A 10442-nucleotide genomic window follows, 5' to 3' on the forward strand; every position below is an offset into this window, starting at 1 on the left:
ATAATTTTTATAATGTCTGTAAGATTAAATCTTGACTTCTACAAATAAGCGACTACAAGCTTATAAAGCAAGCGAGCAAATGCAGCTATTTACTAAGCAGGAAATCATTGAGGAGATAAAAGAGCTTTATACCGTAAGGTATAACAGGATTAAAATGTCCTATTTTTCCTTAAATATTCAATATTGGATAGTTGTATGTATAATGACCGCTATTAATTTAATTTTTGTCTGTATGCTTGGAACCAAGCTTTATTTACATAAGATTTCGGTTGGTTTAGTTTGTATCACCTCATCATCAATACTTTTTTATTATTTATCCTTGATAAACCTTTCCGTGGTCCTTTTGCCGTTAATCAATATGACCTTATTAAGGCTGTACATTATATTGAGAGATTAAATTAAGACTTCCTGCATAAATCACTTCTAAAGGTAATTTGTACGTCGATCCGGTACTCGAATCATCACGTATGTCTATATACGCTGCGGTTCGAGTTGAAGTGTCTCCTTCAAATTCCTCTTTATAAGATGACTTATGCAGGAAGTCTAATGATATCAGTAACAACATAACGCCATAATTTATCCGTGCCTTTGGTAATGCCGATGCGGGTAGTAGTAGAGTAGGGAAGCTTTAAGCCGATATCGCCGACAAAAAATTCGTTATTATTGATAAGATCGCATTTATTATGAGAGATATTAATTCCTAAATATTTACATAATTTACCCGGACCATTTAAATATAGATTTTCAGGTGAAATAACATGTACGCCTCTTATTAAAGTAGCAGCAGGAAATCCTTCAGTCTCGGTTACGAAGTTTAAACAATAATACATTCCGTAAATTAAATAGACATAGCTAAATCCGGCAGGACCAAACATTATAGCTGCTCTTTTGGTACGCCCTCTTGCTGCATGGCAAGCAGGATCATCCATCCCTATATAGCTTTCAGTTTCAGTAATGATAGCTGTTTTACCTTGGAAATATAAGACTTTACCGATTAACTCAGTGCTTACTAAGTTAGTATCTCTTGCAAAAAATTCACGAGGTAAAGGGATTAATTTATTCATATTTTTTTAAAAAGATATTTAAATTTTTGTGCCATTTTGTAGGAGTGAATTCAGTAATTTCATATTCCGCTATATCATTAATGTAAAAGGCGTCTTCTTTAATATATCTTTAAGTTGACTTAGTTTTTCTATATTAGCTAAAATAATACCACCAATTCTCGGATGTATAGGACCTGATAAAATAAAATATCCCTTATCATAATATTTATCTAAAAATTTTCTATGTTCTGTAATAAATTTTTCAATGGAAGAAAGGTCTAAGCCTAAGGTATATTTAAGATTTACAATAAATATAATTTATATTTTCTTATTAAATGATTTGGAATTTTTTATAGAGAGTGGAACAGCATCATAACCACCATTACAAAACGGTTGGCATTTGATGATTCTTTTAAAGGTAAGCCATAAGCCTTTAAGTGTGCCATGTATTGTTATAGCTTCTTTGGCGTATTCAGAACAAGGGGGATGAAAGCGGCAATTATTGCCAAGTAGCGGAGAAATGAAATATTGATAAAATCTAAGTAATAATAATAAGATTCTAGTCATTTTGAAGCTTGTCTATTAGTTTTTCCATTTTTTCTTCAGTTAGATCTTCATAATAATCATCATTGATTTGTACGACCGGAGCGTTAACGCATGCTCCTAAACATTCTATCTCACTTAAAGTAAATTTTTGATCTTCAGTGGTTTCTTTGAGTTTTATACCTAATTTCTTTTCACAAATTTTCATGATATCATCACTACCACGCAGCCAGCAAGGGGTAGTAGTACATACTTGAATATGATATTTACCAACTCGCTTTAAGTTAAACATGGTATAAAATGTTGCCACCTCATAAGCTCGCATATAAGGCATTTCTAACATATTTGCTACATATTCGATAGCAGGCACGGGTAGCCAACCGCCATTTTGACGTTGTGCTAAATCAAGCAGAGGTAATATAGCACTTCTTTTACCCTCCAGTGGATATTTTTTTATAATATCTTCTGCTAGATTTAAATTTTTCTTATCAAATGTAAAATTTGTACCCATATATTTTTTGTGTTGTTTCTGTGTGGATCGTCCTTGGTGTCATCCCGTGGCTTGACCACGGGATCCAGTTAAAAATACAAATATAAAAGCTCGATTTCTCTTGCTTTATGCTGGATTCCGCGGTCAAGCCACAGAATGACAAGGTGGATTCCTGCTTTTAGCTAAGAATGACATAACAAGCCCGCAGCATGATAAATATATCACCTATCAATCTCACCGAATACTATATCAAGCGTGGCTATAATAGTAATAACATCTGCCATTAAATGACCTTTAGACATAAAATCTAGTCCTTGTAAATGAGCAAAGCCTGGTGCTTTAATACGGCATCTGTAAGGTCTATTACCTCCTTGCGAGTATAAATATACACCAAACTCGCCTTTAGGAGCTTCTACTGCTTTGTAGGTCTCGCCGGCTGGTACATCATATCCTTCTGTATAGAGCTTAAAATGATGAATCATTGCTTCCATAGATTCTTTCATTTTAGCTCTTGTCGGCGGCGTAAGTTTAGGATCGTCGGTTTTAACCGCACCTTTCGGCATTTTCTCTATACATTGCTTGATTATCTTAACAGATTCATACATTTCAAGCATACGAACAAAATATCTGTCGTAACAATCACCGTTTTTGCCGATTGGTACTTTAAAGTCCATTTCATCGTAAACGTCATAAGGGCTTGACTTGCGTAAATCCCAAGCTATGCCTGAACCTCTAAGCATCGGTCCTGAAAACCCCCAATCCATTGCCTCTTTTTGAGACACAACGCCGATATCTACTAGCCGCTGTTTCCATAATCTATTTTCATTTAATAGACTTTCAATATCATGAAGTTTAGGAGGAAACTGCTCTATAAACTTATCTATATCTTCAAGTAAACCGTCAGGTAAATCTTCCGCAACGCCCCCAGATCTGAAGTAGTTTGAATGCATACGAGAGCCGGAAACACGCTCGTAAAATTCCATGATTTTTTCTCGTTCTTCAAAAAGCCATAATAAAGGAGTAGTAGCACCGATATCTAAAGCTTGGCTGCCAATATTCAAAGTATGGTTCAAAATTCTTGTTAGTTCTGAGAATAATACTCTGATAAACTGAGCTCTTCGTGGGACTTCGCATTCTAATAACGACTCGACTGCCAAAGCAAACGCATGTTCTTGGCACATTGGCGAAACATAATCAAGGCGATCAAAATATGGTATAGCCTGCAAATATGTTTTATGCTCAATAAGCTTTTCCGTACCACGATGCAGTAGCCCAATATGAGGATCGGCGTTATTTACTACTTCTCCGTCCATTTCAAGAATTAACCTTAAAACTCCGTGAGTTGCCGGATGTTGCGGACCAAGATTCAGAGTTATAGTTTTGGTGTTGTTAGTCATGGTTAGTAATTATATATTGATCAAACGTCATTGCGAGAAGAATTACGTAGTAATTCGACGCAGCAATCTCAGGAGTATTATTTCATGAGATTGCCACGCAGCCTAAGGATGCTCGCAATGACGGTTTTGATGTAATTCTATTTCTGGATACCCGCTTTCACGGGAATGACATCAGTTGCCTTTTCATCCCCAGGTAATACATAACTCGGGCTATGCCAGTGAGAGCTAAAATCAAACTCACGATATTCTATATCTAAATCGACCTGCTCATAAGCTACTTTCTTTAGTTTCTCATCATATTTAACCTGCGTATAACCAGTTAACGGGAAATCTTTACGCAAGGGATGCCCCTCAAATTCATAATCGGTAAGTATCCGTCTTTTATCGTCATTGCCGTCAAAATTTACACCGTACATATCGTAAACTTCACGCTCATACCAACAAGCTGCACTAAATATATTCATTGCCGAAGGTATAGTTTCTTTTTCTGATGTTTGTACTTTTATTATAAGACGCTTATTTAATTTTAGGCTTAGTAAGTTGTAAATTACTTCAAATCTTTTATCTCTTTCAGGAAAATCAGTTCCAAATAAATCAGTAAGTACAGTAAAGCGTAATTCCCCCGATTCTTTTAAAGCTTTTAAAAACGGTAATAAAAAATTCGGCTCGATTTTATAAGCTAAGTAATCCTTAACTATAATAGGTGTTATTAAAATACTAGATTTAGCTGCAAGTTTTTCAATGAGTTTGTCTAGCGTCATACTTAAAACCTGTAGTGCGTTTAATTTTTTTCTGTAACTGCATAAGCCCGTAAATTAATGCTTCGGCGGTAGGAGGGCAACCAGGGACATATACGTCAACCGGTATGATTCTATCACAGCCGCGCACTACCGAATAAGAGAAATGGTAATAGCCGCCGCCATTAGCACAGCTACCCATTGAAAGCACCCATTTAGGCTCAGCCATCTGATCATATACTTTACGTAGAGCCGGTGCCATTTTGTTAGTAAGCGTTCCTGCAACTATCATAAGGTCGGACTGTCTTGGACTTGGTCTAAATAACATACCGAAGCGATCCATATCATATCTACTTGCTGCTGCCTGCATCATCTCAACAGCACAACAAGCAAGCCCAAAAGTCATAGGCCATAAGGAATTAGCTCTCGCCCAGCCTATAACGTCGTCAACTTTAGTGAGTAAGAATCCTCTATTAGAAAGCTCATTATTTAATAATTCGTCTTCTTGATAAAAACTGTGTTTCATATAATTACCAGTCTAAAGCTCCTTTCTTCCATTCATATATGAACCCGATAGTAAGTACGAATAAGAAAAATATCATTGAGAAAAAGCCTATTTTACCTATCATATTAAGGCTAATAGCCCAAGGCGCTAAAAATGCGATTTCAAGGTCAAAGATAATAAATAAAATAGCAACTAAGTAAAAACGTATGTCAAATTTTGACCTTGCATCGCCAAAAGGCTCAAAACCACACTCATAAGGCTCTAGCTTATCTTTATTATATTTCTTTGTCGATAATAGGTTAGGTAGAATCATTATTAAGCCGGAAACCAATACCGCAATACCGAAAAATATAGCAATCGGTAGATATTTTTGTAAAAGCTCTGAGTTTTGTAGCATATGTTTTTATTGTTTTTCGTCATTGCGAGGAGAATTACACAGTAATTCGACGAAGCAATCTCAGGATATTTGACGAGATTGCCACGCAGCTTACGGCTGCTCGCAATGACGTATGTTTAATGACAATATTCTATATCTATACCAAATAGCATCAATTATCAACGACAATATCAGGTTTAACTAGCAACTTCATTAAAACTAGTACCCAAATACCGCTTGATATCCACCATATTTGCCAAATATTATATGAAATCATGCTGATAATATAGTAATTTATGAAGCATGAATAAGAAGCTGCTCTAAAATTAGAACTCTTTATATTATCGATTTGTTTTAAATATTTATAGATTAAACTTAAAAATAATATTAACCCTATTATACCAAGTTCAAGAGTAATTTGTAATATATTATTATGAGGGTGTAATGGAAGCGGATGCCATTTTTTACCTTTATAATCAATCATTTCATCATTACTAACCTCGATATGTTTAGAAGCAGCAAAGCCATAGCCTAAAATCGGCTTTAAGGTGATTTTGTTTGCAACGAAATGCCAAATAAATAAACGATGTGTAGCTGATGGTTGTGTAGATAAATATTTTTCAGATAAATCAAGTGGTTCTATTTGTTTAGCTATAAAGGGGAATAATAATGATCCGGTAATTAAACTTATTGCAATTAATTTGAAAAATATCGACTTTATAAGCCTTGCTAAAATAAATATTACTCCTCCTATACCAAACCCTAAATAACTTGCTAAACTATCGGAAATAGTTAGTAAATAAAGCGCTAATATATATAGCATTAAGGCGTGTCTTCTTCTACCGCTAGAAAGTAGAATTATAATTGCTACCCAGGCGGTAATTGAAAGTAAAGCACAACCCCGATCTAGCATATATAAGCCAAAATTGGTTTTGAATATTCTTGTTAAAAATCCATGAGAAGAATATTCAATGAAGAATAATAATATTGCCGTGAGGATTCCTAGTATTAAGGCTTTTTTGAGCTGTAAGCGATTCCCGAAGGGGGCAGAATTACTAACTATGAATCCAAGAAGTAAGAGTATGAAAACTTGAATAAAAGTAGCTAAACTATTAATAGGACGAATTGCGAATAAACAAGATATAAAGCACCAAGCGGTGAATAATAGTTCGGTTTTTATCGTCATTGCGAGAAAAAACTGTAAGTTTTGACGAAGCAATCTCAGGAGACCTACTTTATGAGATTGCCACGCTCCTTTTGGTCGCTCGCAATGACGATTAATACCTCGCAGAAATAACATTAGCAAAAAAATTGTAACAGTAGCTGCAACCGATAAGCCCGCTACCATCCCAAGGCTTGGAATTAAAAATATTAAACTTGAAATTAAATATTGCATCTAAAAACAATCTTTAGCAAAAATTTCGTAGATTGGGTGTTCAAACGTTGAAAGTGAAATGCTTGAAGAAATCATCCATCCTTGAAGGAGTAAATTAGGATCTTCGTCTATTTTATATTCCGTTATGGTCATCAACAAATAATTATCTTCATTATACGGATCAAGGTTTTTTATACATTTATGTAATTTGATTTTTATATTACCGAAATATTTTTCCCCTCCAACTTTCAAATTAATTTCTTCAGAAGTGGCAGTAATTTTATTTAGAACAATAATTTTACCGTTTGTATAGCTCTTAAACTCGGAACTATCATTAATATTATCGTTTGAGTTTAAAACAGGATGATTTTCATCAAGAGGGATAAATACATCGTTTTCAATATCTTCGGTTGTAGTAACCGACTCTAAATTTTCTGCAAATATAGAAGAGTAAGCGCATATGATCGTGATAAAAACAATTCGTAGTAACTTCATAAATAAACATATTATTTTTCAAAATTATATACTATAGGGGATTAATGGCAATGATAATTTGTGATAAGGTTTTAACATCATTGCGAGAAGAATTACAGAGTAATTCGACGAAGCAATCTTAGGATATTTGACGAGATTGCCACGCTCCTTTCAGTCGCTCGCAATGACGGGGCGAGGCAATGCCCGCTCGCAATGACGATGTAGGTACAATACTCCATTCTAAAGAACTCTTAAATTCTATTTTACGGCAGGATTTCCATAGCTTTATAATTAAGGTCTTTAATACTATTAATCCGGGAGTAGAGTATTACCCAAGTAAACATATAAGAATAATTACCGATTATTTAAATGCGGTACAAAGCGGTGATATTAAACGTTTAATAATCAATATACCGCCAAGGAGTTTAAAATCTATTTGTGTTAGTGTTGCTTGGCCTGCTTATTTACTTGGGACAAGTCCCGCCAAAAGAATTATGGCTGCCAGCTATTCTCAAATACTTAGCATTAAACACTCACTAGATTGTCGGTTTATTTTAAATTCCGATTGGTATAAGGAACTTTTTCCGAGTACTATCCTTAGTAAAACTCATAATCAAAAAAGTAAGTTTTAACGACTGCTAACAGCTTTAGATTTGCAACATCGGCTGGAGGAACGGCAACATGTGAGGGTGGTGATATCTTAATTATCGATGATCCTCATAATCCTACGCAAATCCATTCTTATAAAATACGTAAGAAAGTTATAGATTGGTTTGAGCAAACTTTTGTGAGCAGACTGAATAATCGTAATAAGGGAGCGATAGTTCTAGTTATGCAGCGTCTTCATAGTGATGATTTATCCGGTTATCTACTTAGTAATAGCAGTTCATGGCATCATTTGAAAATTCCGGCGATTAGCATTCAAGATTACTCTTTTAAATTAATGAATAAAGAATATCAATATTTTAGCGGTGAAGTATTAGACAACTATAAAGAGTCTCCTGATTGCTTAGCAAAGCTAGAGCAGGAAATAGGTAGCTATAATTATAATGCTCAATATTTGCAAGAACCGATATCTACAGGGTCATCGCTACTTAATATGGAGGATATGAGCTTTTATGAAAATCTGTCTGAGAAGTTTGATTATTTTATTCACAGCTGGGATACGGCAATTAAGATTTCCGAAGATTCCGATTATAGTGTTTGTACTATATGGGGAATTTTAGATCAGAGATATTATCTAGTATCATTAGGACGGAAAAAGATTAATTATCCCGAGCTTAAAAATATAACGGAAAAATTAGCTAGAGAATATCAGCCGAGGTTTATATTAATTGAAGATAAAGCAAGCGGTCAACAATTGATTCAAGATATAGGGTTTTTAGGCGATAATATTAGAGTGATCGAGATTAAGCCGAGGTTCGATAAAATTACAAGATTCGCCTCGGTAGTTCCTTTATTTCAATCAGCTAGTGTTTTAATACCCAAACAACCAAGCATAATTTTAAAGGAATTACTGAATTTTCCTCATATTAAAAATGACGATATAGTGAATTCCGTTAGCCAGTTTTTGAATTTTATGAAAGATAAATCGTTTAAATATCCTGCAAGGATTAGGAGTTTAATATAAAAATAGTTGCTTTTTTGGATGGATGTTGGTAGTATTACAGCGGTTTAGTAGTGGCTTTAAAAACGTCATTGCGAGGAAAGGCGAGGCCTTGACGCGGCAATCTCAGGAATTTTGTGCTGCTTCATGGGATTGCCACGCTCCTTTTAGTCGCTCGCAATGACGATAGACATAATAAAAACAACCAAGGCTGGGTAGCAAAGTGGTAATGCCGTGGACTGCAAATCCTCTATTCGTCGGTTCGATTCCGACCCTGGCCTCCATATAAAAATTAACACATCTTATGGAATTTATTTCGCAATTCCTAGAAATGCTCTTAGCGGAGCGAGCATTATCAAAAAACTCCATACTTAGCTATAAGCGTGACCTATTCGATTTTCAAAATTATCTTGCTAAACAAAGATTATCCGAATTAAATATTACCACAGAGAATGTTAGAGATTGGATTGAATATCTAGCAAGTAATGATTTACAAGCACGTTCAATTAACCGAAAAATATCAACTATAAAAAGCTATTATGAATTTTTAATTAGCGAAAATCATACTGCCTTTAATCCAGTTCTTAACGTAGATTTACCGAAATATCAAAATAAACTTCCCGAAATATTGTCTATAGATCAAATTAAATCGTTACTTAAATATTGCTCGCAAGATAATTCTCCTGAAGGTATACGGCTTAATGCTATGATTCATTTGCTTTATGCTAGCGGCCTTAGAGTCTCGGAGCTTGTGAGTCTTAAACTTACTGATATTCTAACTAATAAAACATCTAAAGGAGAAGTAAGAAAAATATTTTCGGTGCTTGGTAAAGGTAGTAAGGAAAGAGTCATAGTAATAAATGAGCAGGCAGTTATCTCTATTGCTAAATATCTTGCAATTAGAGATGTTTTTGTGAATAAAGCTAAACCAAAAAATCACATTTATTTATTTCCCTCATCAGCTTTAGCAGGTTATATGACTAGGCAAAATTTTGCAATTCTGTTAAAATCTGCCGCTCTTTATGCCAATCTTAACTCTGAACATATTTCTCCTCATATATTACGCCACAGCTTTGCAAGTCATTTACTTGAGGGCGGAGCAGACTTAAGAGTAATTCAAGAGTTACTCGGTCATGCTGATATATCAACTACCCAAATATATACTCATCTTCAAACTAATCACCTCAAAAAAGTATTATTGCATCACCCCCTTAACAAAGATTAATTTATCTTAATCTTTTATAAAGTGCTTGTTAATATTTTTTAACTAAATATAATACTCCTTTTTAATTTAAGGAATAAATTATATGAAGCTAAAAGAAATTATGCTCTCTTGTATTAGTAAACCTAGAGCAATTGAAAAAGAATATCCTCGATTAGCTCAAAAGAAAGAATCAGGATTCAATGTTTATTCCGGGTTAGGTCAAAGAAACTTAGAAAGAGAAGATTATTTAAAGTTAGTTCAAAAGGTCAATGATAAAGATAAAATCTTTATAAATGAAATAATTAACAATATTTTGCGAAAGAAAATTACATTAGATGATTTAAACAATTTAAAAGAATTAAAAAAAAAAGAAAATAAAGAACTTTTTCTTGAAGATTTAAAATTGCTAGCATGTGATGAGGCATTACATGAACTTAATCAAGAAATAATGAAACATGCTTTAGATTTAGCTGAGTCCAATGATCCGGCTTTTTTGCTTCGTGGTTCAAATAATGGAATATTTCGTGACTTATTCTATCTAGAAGCAAAAAATAACAAGTGGGATATAACTATAGATGATAATCAAGTATTAACATTTAGTTTGCCTCAGTGGTTGCTTGAACTTTATCAATCTTTAACTATCAATTTTTATGAAAAAAAATTTGAAGAAAAGGAATTGCAGAAAAAATTAT

14 protein-coding genes, 1 tRNA gene and 2 pseudogenes are annotated in these 10442 nt (G+C 34.0%); 6 read left to right on the plus strand and 11 right to left on the minus strand.

Annotation, left to right across the window (positions count from 1 at the left end; translation table 11 throughout):
• Positions 1 to 31: 31 nt before the first annotated feature.
• Positions 32 to 402: pseudogene (locus KYQ89_RS08280) on the plus strand (hypothetical protein); the annotation flags it as partial.
• Between the two features lie 10 nt (positions 403 to 412).
• On the opposite strand, the pseudogene KYQ89_RS03680 reads toward KYQ89_RS08280, so the two are convergent.
• The 11 genes and pseudogenes from KYQ89_RS03680 to KYQ89_RS03730 form a co-directional block, all read right to left on the minus strand.
• Positions 413 to 547: pseudogene (locus tag KYQ89_RS03680) on the minus strand (palindromic element RPE1 domain-containing protein); the annotation flags it as partial.
• Positions 531 to 1064, minus strand: a complete 534-nt coding sequence (locus KYQ89_RS03685; protein ID WP_218460459.1) for a DNA-3-methyladenine glycosylase — start codon at positions 1062 to 1064, stop codon at positions 531 to 533. The gene KYQ89_RS03685 and the pseudogene KYQ89_RS03680, both read right to left, overlap by 17 nt.
• A 69-nt stretch (positions 1065 to 1133) precedes the next feature.
• Entirely contained in the window at positions 1134 to 1361 is a 228-nt protein-coding gene (locus KYQ89_RS08285) for a YciI family protein (RefSeq protein WP_371920405.1), read from the minus strand.
• On the minus strand, positions 1362 to 1610 hold the full coding sequence (gene yidD / locus KYQ89_RS03695) for a membrane protein insertion efficiency factor YidD (RefSeq protein ID WP_218460460.1): 249 nt from the start codon (positions 1608 to 1610) through the stop codon (positions 1362 to 1364).
• Positions 1603 to 2097: an NADH-quinone oxidoreductase subunit NuoE gene (nuoE, locus tag KYQ89_RS03700; RefSeq protein ID WP_218460461.1), complete on the minus strand. Its 495-nt coding sequence runs from the start codon at positions 2095 to 2097 to the stop codon at positions 1603 to 1605. Before nuoE ends, yidD begins: the two co-directional genes overlap by 8 nt.
• Positions 2098 to 2297: 200 nt before the next feature.
• Complete coding sequence (gene nuoD, locus KYQ89_RS03705; protein WP_218460462.1) at positions 2298 to 3473, minus strand: NADH dehydrogenase (quinone) subunit D; 1176 nt, start codon at positions 3471 to 3473, stop codon at positions 2298 to 2300.
• A 137-nt stretch (positions 3474 to 3610) separates the two neighbouring features.
• Positions 3611 to 4234, minus strand: a complete 624-nt coding sequence (locus KYQ89_RS03710) for an NADH-quinone oxidoreductase subunit C (protein WP_218460463.1) — start codon at positions 4232 to 4234, stop codon at positions 3611 to 3613.
• On the minus strand, positions 4212 to 4736 hold the full coding sequence (locus KYQ89_RS03715; RefSeq protein ID WP_218460464.1) for a NuoB/complex I 20 kDa subunit family protein: 525 nt from the start codon (positions 4734 to 4736) through the stop codon (positions 4212 to 4214). Before KYQ89_RS03715 ends, KYQ89_RS03710 begins: the two co-directional genes overlap by 23 nt.
• A gap of 4 nt (positions 4737 to 4740) precedes the next feature.
• Complete coding sequence (locus KYQ89_RS03720; protein WP_218460465.1) at positions 4741 to 5112, minus strand: NADH-quinone oxidoreductase subunit A; 372 nt, start codon at positions 5110 to 5112, stop codon at positions 4741 to 4743.
• Positions 5113 to 5263: 151 nt separating this feature from the next.
• Positions 5264 to 6487 (minus strand): O-antigen ligase family protein, encoded by a 1224-nt coding sequence (locus tag KYQ89_RS03725; RefSeq protein ID WP_218460466.1) that lies wholly within the window; start codon positions 6485 to 6487, stop codon positions 5264 to 5266.
• On the minus strand, positions 6488 to 6961 hold the full coding sequence (locus tag KYQ89_RS03730) for a DUF2155 domain-containing protein (protein WP_218460467.1): 474 nt from the start codon (positions 6959 to 6961) through the stop codon (positions 6488 to 6490).
• Positions 6962 to 7140: 179 nt separating this feature from the next.
• Between KYQ89_RS03730 and KYQ89_RS07780 the strand changes: the two genes are divergently transcribed.
• The 5 genes from KYQ89_RS07780 to KYQ89_RS03750 all read left to right on the plus strand — a co-directional run.
• Positions 7141 to 7572, plus strand: a complete 432-nt coding sequence (locus KYQ89_RS07780) for a hypothetical protein (protein ID WP_256621245.1) — start codon at positions 7141 to 7143, stop codon at positions 7570 to 7572.
• Between the two features lie 155 nt (positions 7573 to 7727).
• Positions 7728 to 8570, plus strand: a complete 843-nt coding sequence (terL, locus tag KYQ89_RS03735; protein ID WP_371920404.1) for a phage terminase large subunit — start codon at positions 7728 to 7730, stop codon at positions 8568 to 8570.
• Between the two features lie 185 nt (positions 8571 to 8755).
• A tRNA-Cys gene (locus KYQ89_RS03740) sits at positions 8756 to 8830 on the plus strand.
• Positions 8831 to 8850: 20 nt separating this feature from the next.
• Positions 8851 to 9771 (plus strand): site-specific tyrosine recombinase XerD, encoded by a 921-nt coding sequence (gene xerD, locus KYQ89_RS03745; protein WP_218460468.1) that lies wholly within the window; start codon positions 8851 to 8853, stop codon positions 9769 to 9771.
• A gap of 82 nt (positions 9772 to 9853) precedes the next feature.
• On the plus strand, positions 9854 to 10442 hold a 589-nt coding region (locus tag KYQ89_RS03750), incomplete at its 3' end, for a DUF5410 family protein (RefSeq protein WP_218460469.1).

This window comes from Rickettsia sp. TH2014 (genome assembly GCF_019249195.1).
GTDB lineage: Bacteria > Pseudomonadota > Alphaproteobacteria > Rickettsiales > Rickettsiaceae > Rickettsia > Rickettsia felis.

What these genes read in the sequence shown, in the direction of transcription:
- KYQ89_RS03685 (WP_218460459.1), bottom strand. Translation starts at nt 1,064, where the DNA reads ATGAATAAATTAATCCCTTTACCTCGTGAATTTTTTGCAAGAGATACT.
- yidD (WP_218460460.1), bottom strand. Translation starts at nt 1,610, where the DNA reads ATGACTAGAATCTTATTATTATTACTTAGATTTTATCAATATTTCATT.
- nuoE (WP_218460461.1), bottom strand. Translation starts at nt 2,097, where the DNA reads ATGGGTACAAATTTTACATTTGATAAGAAAAATTTAAATCTAGCAGAA.
- nuoD (WP_218460462.1), bottom strand. Translation starts at nt 3,473, where the DNA reads ATGACTAACAACACCAAAACTATAACTCTGAATCTTGGTCCGCAACAT.
- KYQ89_RS03710 (WP_218460463.1), bottom strand. Translation starts at nt 4,234, where the DNA reads ATGACGCTAGACAAACTCATTGAAAAACTTGCAGCTAAATCTAGTATT.
- KYQ89_RS03715 (WP_218460464.1), bottom strand. Translation starts at nt 4,736, where the DNA reads ATGAAACACAGTTTTTATCAAGAAGACGAATTATTAAATAATGAGCTT.
- KYQ89_RS03720 (WP_218460465.1), bottom strand. Translation starts at nt 5,112, where the DNA reads ATGCTACAAAACTCAGAGCTTTTACAAAAATATCTACCGATTGCTATA.
- KYQ89_RS03725 (WP_218460466.1), bottom strand. Translation starts at nt 6,487, where the DNA reads ATGCAATATTTAATTTCAAGTTTAATATTTTTAATTCCAAGCCTTGGG.
- KYQ89_RS03730 (WP_218460467.1), bottom strand. Translation starts at nt 6,961, where the DNA reads ATGAAGTTACTACGAATTGTTTTTATCACGATCATATGCGCTTACTCT.
- KYQ89_RS07780 (WP_256621245.1), top strand. Translation starts at nt 7,141, where the DNA reads ATGCCCGCTCGCAATGACGATGTAGGTACAATACTCCATTCTAAAGAA.
- xerD (WP_218460468.1), top strand. Translation starts at nt 8,851, where the DNA reads ATGGAATTTATTTCGCAATTCCTAGAAATGCTCTTAGCGGAGCGAGCA.